General features: G+C 62.4%; 18 protein-coding genes. 4 read left to right on the top strand and 14 right to left on the bottom strand.

From position 1 onward, the window contains the following. Positions 1 to 19: 19 nt before the first annotated feature. The 9 genes from atpA to O9K64_RS14830 form a co-directional block, all read right to left on the bottom strand. Positions 20 to 1,561, bottom strand: coding sequence for a F0F1 ATP synthase subunit alpha (gene atpA / locus O9K64_RS14870; protein WP_275098871.1), 1,542 nt, complete (start codon positions 1,559 to 1,561; stop codon positions 20 to 22). A gap of 13 nt (positions 1,562 to 1,574) precedes the next feature. Continuing rightward, positions 1,575 to 2,114 (bottom strand): F0F1 ATP synthase subunit delta, encoded by a 540-nt coding sequence (locus tag O9K64_RS14865; protein WP_275098870.1) that lies wholly within the window; start codon positions 2,112 to 2,114, stop codon positions 1,575 to 1,577. A 9-nt stretch (positions 2,115 to 2,123) separates the two neighbouring features. Then, positions 2,124 to 2,594 carry a F0F1 ATP synthase subunit B gene (locus O9K64_RS14860; protein WP_275098869.1) on the bottom strand — a complete coding sequence of 157 codons (471 nt, stop codon included), beginning with the start codon at positions 2,592 to 2,594 and terminating at the stop codon, positions 2,124 to 2,126. A 58-nt stretch (positions 2,595 to 2,652) separates the two neighbouring features. Further along, a complete protein-coding gene (gene atpE / locus O9K64_RS14855; protein WP_046860058.1) occupies positions 2,653 to 2,892 on the bottom strand; it encodes a F0F1 ATP synthase subunit C in 240 nt (79 codons plus the stop codon). A 57-nt stretch (positions 2,893 to 2,949) separates the two neighbouring features. Next, a complete protein-coding gene (gene atpB / locus O9K64_RS14850) occupies positions 2,950 to 3,810 on the bottom strand; it encodes a F0F1 ATP synthase subunit A (RefSeq protein ID WP_275098868.1) in 861 nt (286 codons plus the stop codon). A 27-nt stretch (positions 3,811 to 3,837) separates the two neighbouring features. Continuing rightward, positions 3,838 to 4,206: an ATP synthase subunit I gene (locus tag O9K64_RS14845; protein WP_275098867.1), complete on the bottom strand. Its 369-nt coding sequence runs from the start codon at positions 4,204 to 4,206 to the stop codon at positions 3,838 to 3,840. Between the two features lie 147 nt (positions 4,207 to 4,353). Continuing rightward, on the bottom strand, positions 4,354 to 5,238 hold the full coding sequence (locus O9K64_RS14840) for a ParB/RepB/Spo0J family partition protein (protein WP_275098866.1): 885 nt from the start codon (positions 5,236 to 5,238) through the stop codon (positions 4,354 to 4,356). Between the two features lie 52 nt (positions 5,239 to 5,290). Further along, the gene (locus tag O9K64_RS14835) at positions 5,291 to 6,076 is read right to left on the bottom strand and encodes a ParA family protein (protein ID WP_275098865.1); all 786 of its coding nucleotides are present in this window, start codon (positions 6,074 to 6,076) and stop codon (positions 5,291 to 5,293) included. Positions 6,077 to 6,285: 209 nt separating this feature from the next. After that, positions 6,286 to 6,579, bottom strand: a complete 294-nt coding sequence (locus tag O9K64_RS14830) for a hypothetical protein (protein ID WP_275098864.1) — start codon at positions 6,577 to 6,579, stop codon at positions 6,286 to 6,288. Between the two features lie 261 nt (positions 6,580 to 6,840). Here O9K64_RS14830 and O9K64_RS14825 point away from each other — a divergent pair, with 261 nt between their 5' ends. Continuing rightward, positions 6,841 to 7,221 carry a DUF3461 family protein gene (locus tag O9K64_RS14825; RefSeq protein WP_275098863.1) on the top strand — a complete coding sequence of 127 codons (381 nt, stop codon included), beginning with the start codon at positions 6,841 to 6,843 and terminating at the stop codon, positions 7,219 to 7,221. 227 nt (positions 7,222 to 7,448) lie between these two features. Here the strand turns inward: O9K64_RS14825 and O9K64_RS14820 are convergent, their stop codons facing one another. The 5 genes from O9K64_RS14820 to O9K64_RS14800 all read right to left on the bottom strand — a co-directional run bounded on the left by O9K64_RS14820 (position 7,449) and on the right by O9K64_RS14800 (position 13,241). Continuing rightward, entirely contained in the window at positions 7,449 to 7,898 is a 450-nt protein-coding gene (locus tag O9K64_RS14820) for a YaiI/YqxD family protein (RefSeq protein WP_275098862.1), read from the bottom strand. Between the two features lie 167 nt (positions 7,899 to 8,065). Continuing rightward, a complete protein-coding gene (gene rsmG, locus O9K64_RS14815) occupies positions 8,066 to 8,713 on the bottom strand; it encodes a 16S rRNA (guanine(527)-N(7))-methyltransferase RsmG (protein ID WP_275098861.1) in 648 nt (215 codons plus the stop codon). Next, positions 8,710 to 10,581, bottom strand: a complete 1,872-nt coding sequence (gene mnmG, locus O9K64_RS14810) for a tRNA uridine-5-carboxymethylaminomethyl(34) synthesis enzyme MnmG (protein ID WP_275098859.1) — start codon at positions 10,579 to 10,581, stop codon at positions 8,710 to 8,712. Before mnmG ends, rsmG begins: the two co-directional genes overlap by 4 nt. 345 nt (positions 10,582 to 10,926) lie before the next feature. After that, entirely contained in the window at positions 10,927 to 11,109 is a 183-nt protein-coding gene (locus tag O9K64_RS14805) for a hypothetical protein (protein ID WP_420493176.1), read from the bottom strand. Positions 11,110 to 11,219: 110 nt separating this feature from the next. After that, positions 11,220 to 13,241, bottom strand: coding sequence for a sodium-translocating pyrophosphatase (locus tag O9K64_RS14800; RefSeq protein ID WP_275098858.1), 2,022 nt, complete (start codon positions 13,239 to 13,241; stop codon positions 11,220 to 11,222). A gap of 576 nt (positions 13,242 to 13,817) precedes the next feature. Here O9K64_RS14800 and O9K64_RS14795 point away from each other — a divergent pair. Genes O9K64_RS14795 through O9K64_RS14785 form a run of 3 tightly spaced genes read left to right on the top strand, consistent with a single transcriptional unit; the run spans position 13,818 to position 17,649 of the window. Further along, complete coding sequence (locus O9K64_RS14795; RefSeq protein ID WP_275098857.1) at positions 13,818 to 14,735, top strand: AAA family ATPase; 918 nt, start codon at positions 13,818 to 13,820, stop codon at positions 14,733 to 14,735. Next, entirely contained in the window at positions 14,732 to 15,682 is a 951-nt protein-coding gene (locus O9K64_RS14790; protein ID WP_275098856.1) for a DUF58 domain-containing protein, read from the top strand. Before O9K64_RS14795 ends, O9K64_RS14790 begins: the two co-directional genes overlap by 4 nt. After that, entirely contained in the window at positions 15,679 to 17,649 is a 1,971-nt protein-coding gene (locus O9K64_RS14785; RefSeq protein WP_275098855.1) for a transglutaminase TgpA family protein, read from the top strand. The genes O9K64_RS14790 and O9K64_RS14785 overlap by 4 nt, the downstream gene beginning before the upstream one ends. The last annotated feature ends 267 nt before the right edge of the window (positions 17,650 to 17,916 follow it).

The following is a 17,916-nucleotide window of genomic DNA, read 5'->3' as shown; positions in this document are numbered from 1 at the left end:
AGCTTGATGGACGACATGCTTACCAGGTGTGGTTGGCCTTGAAGTCCTTGATGGCGTCATGCAGTGACTTGGCGATCTCGTCATTGTAATCGGCCGATGCATTGATCTGATCGCTCAGTGCCTTCTGGTTGCTACCCATGTAGGAGTGCAGCGCCGCCTCGAAATCCACCACCTTGTTGGCCGGGACATCATCCAGGTAGCCTTCGTTGGCGGCGAACAGCGAGACCGCCATCTGGGCGATGCTGAGCGGGCTGTACTGCGGCTGTTTCATCAGCTCGGTGACACGCTCGCCGCGTTCCAGCTGGGCACGGGTGGCGTCGTCCAGATCGGAAGCGAACTGGGAGAAGGCCGCCAGCTCGCGATACTGGGCCAGTGCCAGACGCACACCGCCACCCAGTTTCTTGATGATCTTGGTCTGGGCCGCGCCACCGACGCGGGATACCGACAGACCGGCGTTGATCGCTGGCCGGATACCGGCGTTGAACAGATCCGCTTCGAGGAAGATCTGGCCGTCGGTAATCGAGATCACGTTGGTCGGTACGAAGGCCGATACGTCACCGCCCTGGGTCTCGATGATCGGGAAGGCGGTCAATGAACCGGTCTTGCCCTTCACTTCGCCGTTGGTGAACTTCTCCACATACGCGGCGTTGACCCGGGCCGAACGCTCCAGCAGGCGGGAGTGCAGATAGAACACGTCACCGGGGTAGGCCTCGCGACCGGGCGGACGCCGCAGCAGCAGGGAGACCTGACGATAGGCCCAGGCCTGCTTGGTCAGGTCGTCATAAATGATCATGGCGTCCTGGCCGCGATCGCGGAAGTACTCGCCCATGGTGGCACCGGAGTAGGGTGCGATGAACTGCATGGCCGCAGAGTCGGCGGCCGGTGCCGCGACGATGATGGTGTGCTCCATGGCGCCGTGCTCTTCGAGCTTGCGCACCACCTGCGCGATGGTGGAGTTCTTCTGACCCACCGCCACGTAAACGCATTTAACCCCGGTGCCCTTCTGATTGATAATGGCATCGATGGCAATGGCGGACTTACCGGTCTGGCGGTCGCCGATGATCAGCTCGCGCTGGCCGCGACCCACCGGCACCATGGCATCGATGGCCTTCAGGCCGGTCTGAACCGGCTGATCCACCGACTTACGTTCGATAACACCCGGCGCCACCTTTTCAATGGGAGAGGTTTCGGTGTATTCGATGGCGCCCTTGCCGTCCAGCGGGTTACCCAGCGAGTCAACCACACGACCCAGCAGGCCTTCACCGATCGGCACTTCCAGTACGCGGCCGGTACATTTCACCGCATCGCCTTCGGTAAGGTGGGTATATTCACCCAGGATTACCGCACCCACGGAGTCGCGCTCCAGGTTCAGGGCCAGGCCGAAGGTATTGCCGGGAAACTCCAGCATCTCGTAAGACATGGCGTCTGCGAGGCCATGGATACGGGCAATACCGTCGGTCAGACTGATGATGGTGCCCTCGTTGCGGGCTTCAGTCTTCAGATCGAACTTCTCGATCTTCTGTTTGATCAGTTCGCTGATCTCGGATGGATTGAGTTGCATGATGGCTTCTCGCTTAGATTCCTAATTCGTTCGCCAGTTGCTGCAGCTGCCCGCTGACGGAACCGTCAATCACCATGTCACCGGCACGAATATGAACGCCGCCTATCAGCTCGGCATTCTCTTCGCTGGTGATGATAATGTCGTATCCCAGTTTGGCTTTCAGCGCATCGGCTATTTGGGTTTCCTGAGTCTGTTCCAGGGCAAAGGCAGAGGTTACATGCACATGCTGTATCCGCTGACTTTTTGCCTTGAGCTGCTCGTAGAGTTTGGCGATCTCGCCCACCAGGGCAAGACGTCCATTCGCTACCAGCACTTTGACCAGGTTCTTGCCCTCTTCGTTGAAGCGGTCACCGCCAATGTCGAGTAGCAGATCCGTCAGACCGGACCTGTCGAACTTGGGATTGGTGATAACCCCGGCCATGGTTGGTTCGCCAACCACTGCCGCGAGAAACTCGAGAGTTTCCGACCAGGGAGCCAGTGAATCGGTCTCCATGGCCCGGCTGAATACCGCTTCTGCGTAAGGACGGGCTATTGTGGTTGTGTCTCCAGCCATAGCAGCGCCTTAGATTTGTTGAGCCAGTTGTTCGACGATATCCCTATGGGCGGCGGCGTCGATCTCCTTGCGAAGGATCTTGCTCGCACCCAATACCGCCAGCTCAGCTACCTGTTGACGCAGCTGTTCACGAGCACGATTGGTCTCCTGCTCGATCTCTGCCTGGGCAGCGGCAAGAATACGTTCGCTTTCGGAACGCGCACTGCCCTTGGATTCATCGACGATCTCGGAAGCACGCTTCTGAGCCTGGTTAATGATTTCTGCTGCCTGGCCTTTCGCTTCGCGGATGGCCTCTTTGGCGCGTTCCTTGGCCAACTCCTGTTCGTGCTGACCATGTTCCGCGGCCGCCAGGCCGTCTGCAATCTCCTTTCGACGGGTGTCGAGGGCGCCCATGATGGGAGTCCAGACGAACTTCATCGTGAACCACACAAACACCGCAAAGGAGAGAAGCTGACCAATAAGAGTCAGATTTATGTTCATCCCGGATTTACCTCGCTTTTGACGAGATGATTGTCAGTATGTTCGTTGGTAGCCAAAATTATCCGGCAACCGCAAACAAGACGTACATCGCCAAACCAACAGCGATCATGGGAACGGCGTCGACCAGACCCATAACGATGAAGAACTGTGTACGCAGCATCGGGATCAGTTCCGGCTGGCGGGCTGCACCCTCAAGGAAACGTCCACCCAGCACACCGATACCGACCGCGGCGCCCAGTGCACCCAGGCCCATCATCAATGCACCAGCAATGTACAACAGTGCAGTTGCTTCAGTCATTTCTATCTCCCGTTTGTCGTGAGGTTGTAAAGTTAATCGAAAAAACTACAAAGAAAATCAGTGGTCGTTATGCGCCATATCCAGATAAACAATGGTCAGGGTCATGAAGATAAACGCCTGCAGCGTGATAATCAGGATATGGAAGATCGCCCAGCCCAGCTGCAGCACACCGCCGAACAGACCGAGCACCACGCCGGCGTTGTACATGATGGCGATCAGGATGAAGATCATTTCACCCGCGTACATATTGCCGAACAGTCGCAGGGCCAGGGAAATCGGCTTGGCGATCAGGCTGACGAATTCGAGGACAAAGTTGATCGGGATAAACAGCAGTTTCACGATCGCGTTGTCGGAGGAGAAGGGTTGCAGGGTCAGTTCACCCATGAATCCGCCCACGCCCTTGATCTTGATGCTGTAGTAGAGGGTGAGCATGAACACACCGATGGCCATGCCGAAGGTGGCGTTGGGATCGGTGGAGGGGACAACCTTCATGAAGTGGATGCCGATGGCACCGGCGAGGTAAGGAATCACGTCGACCGGCACCAGATCCATCAGGTTCTGCAGGAAGATCCAGATGAAGATGGTCAGGGCCAGGGGAGCCACCAGCGGATTACGCCCGCTGAAGGAGCCGCGCACGCTGTTGTCGATGAATTCCACCAGCCACTCGGCGAAGTTCTGCAGACCGCCGGGGACCCCCGAGGAGACGCGGTCGGCGACCTTCTTGCCGAAGTAGATGAACAGGCCGCCCAGCAGGATCGACCAGAACATGGTGTCCACATGGATGGCCCAGAAACCCATCTCCTTCGCTTCGGCGGCGTTGTGGGCGAGACCCCAGGTACCGTCGGCATGCTGACCATAGGTCAGGTTGGTCAGATGGTGCTTAATGTATTCGCTAGAGGTAAGGGTATCGCCAGCCATTGTGCTTCACATAACCAATTTTGTTGTTTAATCCAATAGTTGAACCACCACTATCGGCACCAGCTGAACCAGCAGAAAGATACCAAACAGTGCGCCAACACTCAGCGGCTTGATCCAGAGGATGACCCCCGCAAAAAGCAAACCCGTCAACACGAGTTTCAAGATCTCTGCACCATAGAAGCGGGCCAGCAGTCTGCCCGGCTCCTGGGCGGAATACCGGACAAAGATCCGATATGCGAAAAAGGCGTTCGTCAGGGTTGCTATCAGCCCCCCCGCAAGCCCGGAATAGGCATAAACGCTGCCCGCAACCATCAGCAGAAGCAGGGCCGCAGTCAAAGTCGTTACCAGTTGTGCCAGGAGGGTGCGATAGGCTTGACGCTTATCTGCCAGATGCATCTAAACGATCCCCAGCCGTTAAAAATCGCACTTAAAAAGCCGGCGCAGTATAAATGCTGCGCTGCATAAGGTCAAACGATGGGCAAATAAATTTTTTGATGGTAAAGCGAAAACTGATTGATGGATTCGCGGTAATTTCCGGTCAATCTACTGAATATGTTCCAGAATACCGTCCAGCTCATCCAGGCTGTTGTAGCTGATCACCAGCTTGCCCTTGCCGCCGCTGGCCTGTTGCAGTTTTACCCGGGCGCCGAGCTGCTCGGTAAGGCGGTTTTCCAGCGAGCGGATATTGGGATCCTCCCGCACCGGCTGTTTCCCCCTGGCGGTTTCGGCGCTTTCTCCCTGCAGTCGCCGGACCAGCTTTTCCGTCTCCCGCACCGAGAGTCCCTGCAGGCTCACCTGGTGTGCCGCCTCGCTCTGCAGGGCGTCCTTGAGGCCGAGCAGTGCGCGGGCGTGGCCCATCTCGATCCGCCCCTCTTCGATCATCACCTTCACATCCGGATTCAGCTCCAGCAGGCGCAGCAGATTGGTCACCGTGGTGCGCGATTTGCCGACCGCCCGGGCGATCTCCTGATGGGTCAGTTCGAACTCGTTCAGCAGGCGGTGCAGGGCGCCCGCCTCCTCCAGCGGATTGAGGTCGTCACGCTGGATGTTCTCGATCAGCCCCATGGCCATGGCGGTCTGGTCGTTGACGTCGCGGATCACCACCGGGATCTCGCTCAGGCCGGCCTGTTGCGAGGCGCGCCAGCGCCGTTCGCCGGCGATGATCTCGTACTGGTTGCCGTCCACCGGCCGCACCACGATGGGCTGGACCACGCCCTGGGCGGCGATCGAATCGGCCAGCTCCTGAAGGCTGTCGGGATTGAAGTCGCGGCGTGGCTGATAACGCCCGCGCCGGATCAGGTCGACCGGCAGGGAGGTCAGGTTGTTGTTCGCGCCCGTGGTCTCGGTTGTCTGCTGTTCATCCTTGTCCGACGCATTACCCAGCAGGGCATCCAGTCCGCGTCCGAGGCCTCGTTTTTTTGCTGCCATGATTTGGTTCCGAAAAATACGCACGCCTCAAGGCGGCGGAAACTTGTCTTGTTCAGGCCGGCGCGGCCATCCGTTTTTCCTGTCGGCGCATCAGTTCACTGGCCATGGCCAGGTAGGAGACCGCACCGCGCGACGCCTTATCATACAGTAAAACCGGCAGTCCGTGACTCGGCGCCTCGGCGACCCGGATATTGCGCGGGATGATGGTACGGAACACCTGGTCACCGAAGTGGTGAATCAGCTGCGCCGACACCTCATTGGTGAGGTTGTTGCGCGGATCGTGCATGGTGCGGACGATCCCCTCGATCACCAGCTGGCTGTTGCGGCTGCCCTGGATCTGGCGGATGGTGCTGATCAACGCCGAGAGCCCTTCGAGGGCGTAATATTCACACTGCAGCGGGATCAGTACACCGTCGGCCGCCACCAGGGCGTTGACCGTCAGCATATTGAGGGACGGGGGACAGTCGATGACGATATAGTCGTAGCGGTCCCTGGCCCCGGCCAGCGCCAGGCTCAGCCGCTTCTCCTTCAGCGGGACGCTCATCAGCCCGACCTCGGCCGCCGTGAGATCGGCATTGGCGGGGAGCACGTCGAAGCCGGCCGCAGGGGTCTTCACCACGGCTTCGTTGAAGCTCGCCTCGCCCAGCAGCACATCACAGCTGGAGTTGTCGAGATTGTGCTTGTCCACCCCGCAGCCCATGGTGGCATTACCCTGCGGATCCATATCCACCAGCACGACCTTGCGCCTGAACGAGGCCAACGACGCCGCCAGATTGACCGCCGTGGTGGTCTTGCCGACCCCACCTTTCTGATTCGCGACACAGATTATTCGACCCATAGCCTATTTCCGCGCTAGTACCCGCACATTCCAGGAGTCTGCCAGACTCCCGGGTTCCCCAAAAACTCCCCGTCCCCAGATAGCTGACGGGCCATTCAGAATATCAGAAAGCGGGCTAGATGTACGAACTTTGACGGGATTGGCGGGGACGGCACCGCGCCAATCGGGGGCGCATCCCGGAATCCGGCCCGCTCTCCCCGGCCGCGGGCTCACTTGAACAGATCCTCCGCCGCCTGCCGGTGGTCCGCGTCGCCGGGCGCGTCACCCGCCCTGGGATCGGCGCTCGGCTCGAAGTAGTCGCAATAGTTGGCGCGGGTCTTGTCCTGCACCTTCTCCGCCAGCGGTTCGCGGCACTGGTTGGTGCAGGCCGGGTCATACCAGCGGCAGTTCCGGCACACCCGGGTGGGTTTGCCGCACTTCAGGCAGACCGTCTCGCGGCCATATTCATGGGCCGTCAGTTCACTGCCGCACTGCCAGCATTTTCCCGCGATGATAGTCGTCATGCCGCTGCCTCTCTCTGCTCTCGTCCGCGATAATGCCGATTATCGCGCTTCGGTTTCAGCCTCGGCAAGCCGCTGCCTGAATCGCGCCATTCCCCCGGCTTGCAGTTCCCACCCCGGTAACGCATATTTAAGGACCCGTGCAAGAATAAGTTCCTGTATTCGGTCGCCCCTGGGCCCCGGTACTACGGAATTATTTTTGCGCGGGCCCTAAATCCACAGGCCCATGACCCGGAGGCGCCGTCACACGGCAAGGAACCATCCATGTATGAGACATTGCAAGAGCTGGGCGTTACCGACCTCGATCAGATTGAACGCTACACCCTGCGGCAGGAGGGCGACGAGGACATCCTCAAGATCTATTTCAAGCGCAAGAAGGGCGAGCTGTTCGCCCACAGCATGAAGTTCCGTCACGGTCGTGCCAAGAAGATGGTGCAGGTGGACAGCGGTACCCATAAATATAAGGAGGTCAGCGAGATCTCACCCACCATGCAGAAGCTGGCCAGTGAACTGGATCAGCTGGTGAACCGCGAGGAGGGCGTGGCCGATTTCAAGCGGCGCATCCTGGGCGATATCGACCATTTGGAGCGGGTGATGCAGCGCAAGCTGGAACAGATCCGCGCCGAGATCGAACGCCTGGAGTAGGCGCACGTTGGTACCCACGGTGCCTTCCCGGTCCCGCATTGGTAAAGGATCATTACTCTCGCCAAGACGCCAAGAGTGCAAAGATTAAAGGAAGGAAACGGTTTTCCTTGGCGTGCTTGGTGTCTTGGCGAGAGTCCAATTGCCAACTGTCGTCCAGAGGTGCCCGACTTATACATAGGTCAAACCCGACGAGTCCCCCGGCTGAGCCGGGGAGTTACCCCGGTGATTCAGTCCCCGCGCCGGGCCAGAAACCGGTCCAGCGCGTTGGCGAAGGCCAGGCGGTCGCCCTTGTCCAGGGCCGGCGGTCCGCCGGTGTTGACGCCACTGCCGCGCAGCTCATCCATGAAGTCGCGCATCGTCAGTCGTTCGCGGATATTCTCCCGGGTATAGAGCTCGCCCCGGGGGTTCAGCGCATAGCCCCCCTTGTCGATCACCCCGGCCGCCAGCGGGATGTCGGCGGTGATCACCAGGTCGCCGGCCGCCACCTGACGGATGATCTCGTTGTCCGCCACATCAAAACCGGCCGCTACCCGAATCGAGCGGATGAAGCGGGAAGGCGGGGTACTGACCGGCTGATTGGCCACCAGGATGAGCGGCAGTTCCACCCGTTCCGCCGCCCGGAACAGGATCTCCTTGATCACGTTGGGGCAGGCATCGGCGTCGACCCAGATCTGCATGTTGTTCTCCATCAGCCGTGCATGAACGCGCGGTAATTACCAATAGCGGGGCACGGGCTGGGAAACGGGGTCGGAGTCAAACCGCCCAGCATGTGCCGAAAAATTCCATGGCATGGTTGCGGTTTGACTCCGACCCCTGGCTGCCTGGACTCCGACCCCTGACTGATTTATCTGCTTGGAACAGGCTCCACCAGCAGGGCATGGCGCTGGCCGTCGCTTTCGGGCACCCGCAGCGGCACCACCTCCACCCGGTAGCCGGCGGCCGCCAGTTCGGCGATCTCCTCCCCCGGCACCGTCCCCTTCATCGCCAGCAATCGGCCCTGTTCGTCCAGCAGGTGCCGGGTCAGCTGCAGCATCTTCGACAACGCGGCAAAGGCGCGCGAGGTGATGGTGTCGAAGCCGGCCGCCGGCCGGTACCCCTCCACCCGGTCGCGCACCACCTGTACATTGTCCAGCCCCAGAGTGACCACCGACTGCTGCACGAAGCGGGTCTTCTTACCGTTGGAATCGAGCAGCGTGAATTGACAGTCGGGACGGGCCACCGCCAGGGGAATGCCCGGCAGGCCGGGGCCGGTGCCCACGTCCAGCACCCGCGTGCCGCGCAGCAGCGGCAGGATGGAGAGGCTGTCCAGCAGCTGGCGGGAGACCATCTCATTGGCATCGCGGATGGCGGTCAGGTTGAACGCCTTGTTCCACTTCAGCAGCAGGGCGAGATAGTCCAGCAACTGCTGCTGCTGGCACTCCGAAAGTGCGATATCCATGGCCAGCAGCCCCTCTCGCAACTGGCGCCGCCACAGGTTCAACTGAACGTTCATGATTTACGCTTCAGGTGGATCAGCAATAGCGAGATGGCCGCCGGGGTCAACCCGGGAATGCGGCTCGCCTGGCCGATTGTGGCCGGACGGCGCTTGAGCAGTTTTTCCCGCACCTCGGCCGAGAGGCCGCGCACCCGGGCATAGTCAAAATGCTCCGGCAGCTTCAGCGCCTCGTTGGCCTTGAGGCGGTCGATCTCCACCTGCTGGCGCTTGATGTAGCCGGCGTAGCGGGCCTGGATCTCCAACTGCTCGGCCGCCGCACGGTCCGCCAGCCCCGGCCCCAGGGCGGCCAGGCTGCAGAGCCGGGCGTAGTCCACATCCGGCCGGGCCAACAGCTCCAGGGCCCTGGTCTCCTTGGAGATGGGGCTGTCGAACAGCGCGGTGACCTGTTCGGCGAGCGGGCTGCCGGGCTGCACCCAGATCTCCCGCAGCCGCTGCTGCTCGCGCTCGATGGCCTCGCGCTTCTGCTCGAAGCGCTGCCAGCGCGCATCCCCCACCAGCCCCAGCCGGCGCCCCTGTTCGGTCAGGCGCAGGTCGGCGTTGTCCTCGCGCAGCAGCAGGCGGAACTCGGCCCGGCTGGTGAACATGCGGTAGGGCTCCTGGGTCCCCTTGCTGATCAGATCATCCACCAACACCCCGAGATAGGCCTCGTCGCGGCGCGGCGACCAAGCCGCCTGCTCGCGAATCTTGAGTACCGCGTTGAGTCCGGCCAGCAGCCCCTGGGCCGCCGCCTCCTCGTAACCGGTGGTGCCGTTGATTTGGCCGGCGAAGAACAGTCCTTCGATGAAGCGCGTCTCCAGGCTGGGGCGCAGGTCGCGGGGATCGAAAAAGTCGTACTCGATGGCATAGCCGGGGCGCATGATGCGCGCCTCGGCGAACCCCGCCATGGAGCGCACCAGGTCGTGTTGCACATCGAAGGGCAGGGAGGTGGAGATGCCGTTGGGGTAGACCTCGTTGCACTCCAGCCCCTCCGGCTCGATGAAGATCTGGTGCGCCCCCTTGTCGGCGAAGCGCACCACCTTGTCCTCGATCGAGGGGCAGTAGCGCGGGCCCACCCCCTCGATCACCCCGGTGTACATGGGCGAGCGCGACAGCCCGGCGCGGATGATCTCGTGGGTGCGCTCGTTGGTGTGGGTGATGTGGCAGCTGACCTGGCGCGGGTGTTCGGCGCGCGAGCCCATGAAGGAGAAGACCGGCGCCGGGTCGTCCCCGGGCTGTTCCGCCAGCTGGCTGTAGTCGATGGTGCGGCTGTCGATGCGCGGCGGGGTGCCGGTCTTCAGACGCGCCACGTTGAACGGCAGCTCGCGCAGCCGCCGCGAGAGGGCATTGGCCGGGGGATCGCCGGCGCGCCCGCCCTCGTAGTTGTTGAGGCCGATGTGGATGCGCCCGCCGAGAAAGGTGCCGGTGGTCAGCACCACGGCCCGGGCATGGAACTTCAGCCCCATCTGGGTCACCACCCCGGTGACCCGTTCCCCCTCGACGATCAGGTCGTCCACCGCCTGCTGGAACAGGTCGAGGTGGGGCTGGTTCTCCAGGGCGAAGCGGATCGCCGCCTTGTAGCGCACCCGATCCGCCTGGGCACGGGTCGCCCGCACCGCCGGCCCCTTGCTGGCATTCAGGATACGGAACTGGATGCCGCCGAGATCGGTGGCATGGGCCATGGCGCCACCCAGGGCGTCCACCTCCTTGACCAGATGCCCCTTGCCAATGCCGCCGATGGCCGGATTGCAGCTCATCTGCCCCAGGGTCTCGATGTTGTGGCTCAGCAGCAGGGTGCGCGCACCCATCCGCGCCGCCGCCAGGGCCGCCTCGGTCCCGGCATGGCCGCCGCCCACCACAATCACCTCATAGCTGTCGGAATAAAACATGGTTACTCGGAACAAGAACGATTCAGCCGGCTAGTGTACCTCTTGTGGGTATACGGCTGGAACAGGTGTTAAACCTCGAGGACCGGAGGGTAATGTCCGATCCGGTCGGCTTCGTGGGCCGCTGAATCGGTCAGCACCCGGATGCGGCTGAAATCAACCTGAATCCATGACTTGACTACCAACCCCAAGCATATCCCGGAAGTCACGGATTCTGGACTAACGTAACGAGAGGGTGATTAGGAGTCTGTCGGGCTTCACACTGATCTACTGCGGAAAAGCCGGACAGACTCCTGGGCCTGCCGGAAACCGAAATCGTCCCGGCAGGCATGGCCACTGCCGTGAGATTTAACTCTTGGCCAACTCCTCGTGCCAGCCGGTATCCAGGCCGAACTCAAAGGTGTGCATCCGGTAGCCTTCCGGGAAGGCCGCCTTCAGCCTTCTTTCAAACTCGGCATAAATCTCTGTCTTGTGCTGCTGCACGTCGTAGTCGCGCGTGTCGGCATCGACTTCCGATACGTCCAGATCCATCTTGAACTCGATCTCCGGTACCAATTGAATTCTGACTTTAGCCACTGTTTTTCTCCTGTTCCGCGAAGTGTTGGCCGGGAATACACCCGGCCAGACTTCACCGGGTGCAATTACATTAACGGTACAATCATCAGCGCCACAATGTTGATGATCTTGATCAATGGATTGATCGCCGGGCCGGCGGTGTCCTTGTAGGGATCGCCCACGGTGTCCCCGGTGACCGAGGCCTTGTGGGCCTCGGAACCCTTGCCGCCATGGTTGTCGTCTTCAATATACTTTTTCGCATTGTCCCAGGCGCCGCCACCGGTGGTCATGGAGATGGCGACGAACAGGCCGGTGATGATGGAGCCGAGCAGCACGCCGCCCAGCGCCTGGGGACCCAGCATCAGGCCCACGGCCAATGGCACGGCAATCGGCAGCAGGGAGGGGAGTACCATCTCCTTGATGGCCGATTTGGTCAGCATATCCACGGCACGCGAGTAGTCCGGCTTGGCGCTGCCGTCCATGATCCCGGGGATCTCCTTGAACTGCCGCCGCACCTCGAGCACGATGCCGCCGGCCGCACGACCCACCGCCTCCATCGCCATGGCGCCGAACAGGTAGGGCACCAGGCCGCCAATGAACAGCCCGACGATCACCAGATGGTTGGAGAGATCGAAGGTCAGGACCTCGCCGGTGTAATGCGCCAGTTCCCGGGTATAGTCGGCGAACAGCACCAGGGCCGCCAGGGCCGCGGAACCGATGGCGTAACCCTTGGTCACCGCCTTGGTGGTGTTGCCCACGGCATCCAGCTCATCGGTGATACTGCGGATCTCGTTGGGCAGGTTGGCCATTTCGGCGATACCACCGGCGTTATCGGTGATCGGACCATAGGCATCGATGGCGACGATGATCCCGGTCATCGACAGCATCGAGGTCGCGGCGATGGCGATACCGTACAGCCCGGCCATGGCGTAGGCGGACAGGATACCGGCACAGATCACCACCAGCGGGGCCGCGGTGGAGCGCATGGAGAGTGCCAGCCCGGCGATGATATTGGTGCCGTGGCCGGTGGTGGAGGCGGCCGCCAGCAGTCGCACCGGTCTGTAGTCGGTCGAGGTGTAGTAGTCGGTGATCATCACCAGCGCGGCGGTAATGATCAGCCCGATCAGGGCCGCGCCGTACAGATCCATCACCGCATAGGTGACATCGTCACCCATCAGCCACTGGGTCACCGGATAGAAGGCGACGGCCGAGAGGACGGCGGAGACCGCCAGGGCGCGGTACAGGGCGTTCATGATCTTGCCGCCGTCTTTTACCGAGACAAAGAAGGTACCGATAATCGAGGTGAGGATGGAGATGCCGCCCAGTACCAGCGGCAGCAGGGCCGCGTTGGGGTTATCCGCGAAGATCAGCGCCCCCAGCATCATGGTGGCGATGGTGGTCACCGCGTAGGTCTCGAACAGGTCGGCCGCCATGCCGGCGCAGTCGCCGACATTGTCGCCCACGTTGTCGGCGATTACCGCCGGATTTCGTGGATCATCCTCGGGGATCCCGGCTTCCACCTTGCCCACCAGGTCGGCGCCCACGTCGGCGCCCTTGGTGAAGATACCGCCGCCGAGCCGGGCGAAGATGGAGATCAGCGAACCACCGAAGGCCAGACCGATCAACGGGGCAAGATTCACCGCCTCACCGGCCGGGGTCATGCCGAGCAGCCAGGCGTAGAATCCGGCCACCGCCAGCAGGCCCAGGCCCACCACCAGCATGCCGGTGATGGCGCCGCCGCGGAAGGCCACGGCCAGGGCCGCATTGAGGCCGGTCTTGGCCGCCTCGGTGGTGCGCGAATTGGCCCGTACCGAGATGTTCATGCCGATATACCCGGCCAACCCGGAGAAGATGGCGCCGAGGGCAAAGCCGAACGCGGTGGTGGCATTGAGTAAGCCGTAGATCACCCCGAACAGGACCACCCCGACGATGCTGATCGCCATGTACTGCCGATTGAGGTAGGCCGACGCCCCCTCCCGGATCGCCAGACTGATATTGCGCATCTCCTCGGATCCCTCCGGTTTGGCCAATAGCCAGCGGATGGAGTAGCCGCCGTAGGCGATTGCCCCCACAGCGCATAACAGTGCAAAAACAAGGCCCGATGTCATTGTATACCTCCAAAAATCATTTTGATTTAAGGCCGGGCCATTTTAGTTATGGTGATGTCGATATAACCCGGCAACTGCTTGCCAGGCAGAGGTTCCTGCAGCGTCTGATTATCGGGCCTGTCAAGAAATAACTGCGTAGCCGTTTTTTCTTTCCAGGCCCTTATGGTCACAGCAAGCAATGGTTCGTTTTTTTGGGAGAGCGGAACCGGACACTGGCAAACGGATTCATCCTAGTCCTGGAAGCGAGCAGGCGATAATCAGAATTCGCTTTGCAACAATCAAAAAAAGCTATGTTGCAATTGCAGCATGTTAGTAGATAAGGATGTGTTAAATTCAGTAACGGCGGCGCCTACAGGGAATATTGCAACGCACCATAACGGGCATTTATCCACTGCCGGAAAGCCCCCCGGAGCCGATAACATTATTATGGATCTAAAAAAATGCTGTACAAATATCCTCGCGAACGGGTGAATACCGGTCTGTTTTGCGACCGTGGGCACATTCTGCATTCCCCTGCCAGGCAGCGGACGTAAAGCTGGTACTCTTTAACCTTGCGACAACAAATCGGGAGTCATTATGAAGCAGCTGCTGGATCAGGTGGTGATGGAAGCCGGTAAAATCATCGTCGGCAAGGAGCATACACTGCGGCTGGCCCTGACCTGTCTGCTGGCCAATGGCCACTTGTTGATCGAGGATCTCCCCGGGGTCGGCAAGACCACCCTGGCCCACACCCTGGCCCGGCTGCTGGGGCTGCAGTACCAGCGTATCCAGTTCACCAGCGACCTGCTGCCGGCGGACATCATCGGCGTCTCGGTCTACCATCGCGGCGAGGAGTCGTTCCAGTTTCATCCCGGCCCGGTGTTCACCCAACTGCTGCTGGCGGATGAGATCAACCGGGCCACCCCCAAGGCACAGAGTGCCTTGCTGGAGGCGATGGAGGAGCGGCAGGTGACCATCGACGGCAGCACCCGCAGCCTGCCACTGCCGTTCTTCGTAATCGCCACCCAGAATCCGGCTCACCAGATCGGTACCTTCCCGCTGCCGGAGTCGCAGCTCGACCGTTTCCTGATGCGACTCCATATCGGCTACCCGGACGCCCGGGCCGAGCGGGTGCTGCTGAACGGCGAGGATCGGCGCAGCCTGCTGGAACAGCTCGATCCCTGCCTCAACCTGGAACAGCTGCGCGCCCTGCAGCAGCAGGTGGCCCGGGTCCATGTATCGGACGCGCTGCTGGATTACATCCAGGCCCTGCTCAAATTCAGCCGCCACAGTCCCCGCTTCAATCACGGCCTCTCGCCCCGCGCCGGACTGGCCCTGATCAACAGCGCCCGCGCCTGGGCCCTGCAGGCTGGTCACTCGCAGGTGCTGCCGGAGGATGTGCAGACGGTGCTGAGTGCCACGGTGGCCCACCGGCTGCACTCCGACAGTGATACCGGGGTGCGCGAGGGGGCGGGGCTGGCGCAGTTCCTGCTCGAATCCGTGCCGCTGCCATGAGGTGGCGGGTCCCTGAGCGTTTTATCCGGCGCTGCCGCGGTGATGCGCGGGACGGGGCCACGGTGGGTCCGCAACAGATCTACATCATCCCCACCCGCTATGGCCTCGGATTCGCCCTGCTGCTGTTGCTGATCTGGATCGGCTCGGTCAACTACGCCAACAATCTCGGTTTTCTGCTCACCTTCCTGCTGGCCGGTCTCGGCCTGGTGGCGATGCTGCATACCTGGCGTAATCTGCTGGGGCTGACGCTGCGCCCAGGACGCAGTGATCCGGTATTCAAGGGTCAGCAGGCCCGGTTCGAGATCCAGGTCGGCAACCCGCGGGGCGGCGAGCGCCCCGGCATCCGGCTCCAGCTGGCCGCCCACGAAGCGGTTGCCGGCGACCTGGCGCCGCGCAGTGAACAGCGTTTCACCCTGAGCACACGCGCCGAACGGCGCGGTCGCTTTCCCATACCGCGCTGTGTCCTCTCCACCCGTTATCCACTGGGCCTGCTCCATGCCTGGTGTTATCTTGAGCTGGACGGGGAGGTGTTGGTCTATCCCGCGCCCGGGCCGCACACCCCGGCGACCAGCCAACCCGCCTACCAGCTGAGCCAGCAGGGCGACAAGGGGGTGGGCGCCGATGATTTCGTCGGTCTGCGCGGCTACCGCCCCGGCGACTCCCCGCGGCAGATCGCCTGGAAGGTCCATGCCCGGGAGCAGGGACTGCAGACCAAGCAGTTCGGCGGCGACCGCGCCGACCAGCTGTGGATCGACTGGGGGCACTATCCCGGACTGGAGACCGAGGCCCGGCTCAGTGCCCTCTGCCGGGCGGTACTGGACGCCGCCCAACGGCAGCAGGCGTTCGGCTTGCGCCTGCCGGAGCTGGAGTTGAAGCCGGCCCGGGGCGACTCGCAACGTCACGCGGCGCTCGCCGCCCTGGCCCTGTACGGCGAACCGCGACCATGAACCCGAACGAGCTCGGTCGCCGCCCCCTGTTGGCCCTCAGCCTGATCACCCTGTTACTGGTGGCGCCCCATTTTGTGCGCCTGGATCTGCGCATCAGCCTGGCCTTCATCGCCGTCATCCTGCTGCGCCTGGCGAGCCTCTATCTACCCCGGTTGCACCCCGGCCGCTGGCTGCTGCTGGGCATCACGCTGGCCGGGGCCGCGCTGATCTTTACCCTCTATCCCCTGCTGATAGGCCTGCCGGCCAAGGTCGCCCTGTTGGCGCTGATGCTGGGCCTGAAACTGATGGAGTGCCGCCGCCGGCGCGATCTCTATGTGGTGGTGTTCCTCGGCTACTTCACCCTGAGCACCCATTTCCTGTTTGAACAGGGGATGCTGCTGGTGGCCTATGCATTCGTCCTGGTGATCGGCCTCAGCGGCCTGCTGATCGAGGCCAGCCGCGCCACAAGCCGCCCGGGCTGGCCGCTGCACTCGCTGCGTCTTGCCGCCGGCCTGACCGCCCAATCCCTGCCCATCATGCTGGTGCTGTTCTTTCTGTTTCCGCGCATCGAAGGCCCCCTGTGGAACCTGGGAGTGGACAACTCCACCGGCAAGACCGGGCTCAGCGACAGTATCACCCTGGGCAGCATCAGCCAGCTGATCCGCTCCCGGGCCGTCGCCTTCCGGGTCGATTTCGATCAGGCGATACCGCCACCGCGACTGCGCTACTGGCGCGGCCCGGTACTCTGGCATACCGACGGCCGGCGCTGGAGCCGTGGCCGCCTGGTGGAAACGGGGCCCGTGACCTTCCGCAGCGATGCCGACCCGGTCGGCTATCAGGTGACCCTGGAACCCTCGCCCAACGACTGGCTGTATGCCCTGGACCTGCCGGAAACCCTGCCGGCCGGGGCGACCCTGTCGGCGGATTACCAGATCAGTGCCAAAAATGTCCGCAACCGGCGCTACCGCTATGCCGCCAGCTCACGCCTGGACTATCACACCGGCGCCTTGAGCGAGCGCCAGCGCCGCCTGGGATTGCAGCTGCCGGATACGGTAACCTCGCGCATGCGCGCCCTGGTGGCCGGCTGGCGCGCCGGGACCGACAGCGACCGGCAGCTGGTGAGCCGGGCACTGCAATTCTTCCGCAGCGAACCCTTCTACTACACCTTGAACCCGCCGTTGCTGGAGACCAATCCGGTCGATCAGTTTCTGTTCGACAGCCGGCGCGGCTTCTGCGAGCACTACGCCACCAGTTTCACCCTGTTGATGCGGCTGGCCGGCATCCCGGCACGGGTGGTCACCGGCTACCAGGGCGGGCAGCGCAACCCCCTGGGCAACTACCTCATCGTGCGCCAGTCGGACGCCCACGCCTGGAGCGAGGTGTGGCTGGCGGGGAGCGGCTGGACCCGGATCGACCCGACCGCGGCCGTCGCCCCCGAGCGCATCGAACGCAGCTTTGAATTCGACCTGGACGAGAACGCCGACCCGGGTGTTCCGGTGATCTTTGCATCGGCCGACAGCGATCTGCTGCGGAGCGTAATGAAACAGCTGCGGCTGGGCCTGGATGCGGCCAACGCCTCCTGGCACCGCTGGATCCTCGGCTACTCCCGGCAACAGCAGCAAAGCCTGCTGCAGCTGCTGGGTTTCGGCTCGCTCTCGGAGTTCAAACTGGCCCTGGCCATGGTGCTGACCACCGCCGCGCTGCTGCCACTGCTGCTCCTGCTGCTGCGCCGCCGCGAGCGGATCCGGCCCGACCCGGTGCAGGGGGACTATGTGAAGTTCTGCCGCCGCCTGGCACGCCGCGGGCTGGTGCGCCAGCCCCACGAGGGACCGCGGGATTTCGCCCGCCGGGTGATCCGCCAGCGCCCGGACCTGCAGCGCCAGGTGAGCGCCATTGTGAATCTCTACATCGCGCTGCGTTATGGCCCATCGGATGACCCGCAACAGCGCCGCCGGCTGCACCGGCTGGTGCGCGGCTTCCGCGCATGAGCCGGGGTCAGCGGGCACCCCGTGGGCGCCAAGGTTGGTTTAGCGATCCGGCGGCCGACACGGCCCGCCTTATAACTCAAGTTCGGAATTCAAAAGGCGATGTTCAGGGCGGGTTACCCCCTTGCCGGGACCGTCGGAGGCAGGAGGAGTGGTACAGGGATGTACCGTTTACGGAGCCGAGGATGCCATGCCGACGCCGAGCGTACAGGGACGTATTCACCGCGTGTCCCGGCAAGGGGGTGGCCCGCCCGGTGTCTGGAACTGAAC

Origin of the sequence: Sedimenticola hydrogenitrophicus (genome assembly GCF_029017505.1) — a bacterium.
Lineage (GTDB): Bacteria > Pseudomonadota > Gammaproteobacteria > Chromatiales > Chromatiaceae > Sedimenticola > Sedimenticola hydrogenitrophicus_A.
The sequence above is the reverse complement of the archived record's forward strand: the minus strand, read 5'-3'. Positions and strand labels throughout refer to the sequence as shown.

Coding starts and splice junctions, on each gene's coding strand:
- atpA (WP_275098871.1), bottom strand. CDS start 1,561: ATGCAACTCAATCCATCCGAGATCAGCGAACTGATCAAACAGAAGATC.
- O9K64_RS14825 (WP_275098863.1), top strand. CDS start 6,841: ATGTATGAGACATTGCAAGAGCTGGGCGTTACCGACCTCGATCAGATT.
- O9K64_RS14795 (WP_275098857.1), top strand. CDS start 13,818: ATGAAGCAGCTGCTGGATCAGGTGGTGATGGAAGCCGGTAAAATCATC.
- mnmG (WP_275098859.1), bottom strand. CDS start 10,581: ATGTTTTATTCCGACAGCTATGAGGTGATTGTGGTGGGCGGCGGCCAT.
- O9K64_RS14800 (WP_275098858.1), bottom strand. CDS start 13,241: ATGACATCGGGCCTTGTTTTTGCACTGTTATGCGCTGTGGGGGCAATC.
- O9K64_RS14865 (WP_275098870.1), bottom strand. CDS start 2,114: ATGGCTGGAGACACAACCACAATAGCCCGTCCTTACGCAGAAGCGGTA.
- O9K64_RS14835 (WP_275098865.1), bottom strand. CDS start 6,076: ATGGGTCGAATAATCTGTGTCGCGAATCAGAAAGGTGGGGTCGGCAAG.
- O9K64_RS14845 (WP_275098867.1), bottom strand. CDS start 4,206: ATGCATCTGGCAGATAAGCGTCAAGCCTATCGCACCCTCCTGGCACAA.
- O9K64_RS14790 (WP_275098856.1), top strand. CDS start 14,732: ATGAGGTGGCGGGTCCCTGAGCGTTTTATCCGGCGCTGCCGCGGTGAT.
- O9K64_RS14820 (WP_275098862.1), bottom strand. CDS start 7,898: ATGCAGATCTGGGTCGACGCCGATGCCTGCCCCAACGTGATCAAGGAG.
- rsmG (WP_275098861.1), bottom strand. CDS start 8,713: ATGAACGTTCAGTTGAACCTGTGGCGGCGCCAGTTGCGAGAGGGGCTG.
- O9K64_RS14840 (WP_275098866.1), bottom strand. CDS start 5,238: ATGGCAGCAAAAAAACGAGGCCTCGGACGCGGACTGGATGCCCTGCTG.
- O9K64_RS14830 (WP_275098864.1), bottom strand. CDS start 6,579: ATGACGACTATCATCGCGGGAAAATGCTGGCAGTGCGGCAGTGAACTG.
- atpB (WP_275098868.1), bottom strand. CDS start 3,810: ATGGCTGGCGATACCCTTACCTCTAGCGAATACATTAAGCACCATCTG.
- O9K64_RS14785 (WP_275098855.1), top strand. CDS start 15,679: ATGAACCCGAACGAGCTCGGTCGCCGCCCCCTGTTGGCCCTCAGCCTG.
- O9K64_RS14860 (WP_275098869.1), bottom strand. CDS start 2,594: ATGAACATAAATCTGACTCTTATTGGTCAGCTTCTCTCCTTTGCGGTG.
- atpE (WP_046860058.1), bottom strand. CDS start 2,892: ATGACTGAAGCAACTGCACTGTTGTACATTGCTGGTGCATTGATGATG.
- O9K64_RS14805 (WP_420493176.1), bottom strand. CDS start 11,109: ATGGATCTGGACGTATCGGAAGTCGATGCCGACACGCGCGACTACGAC.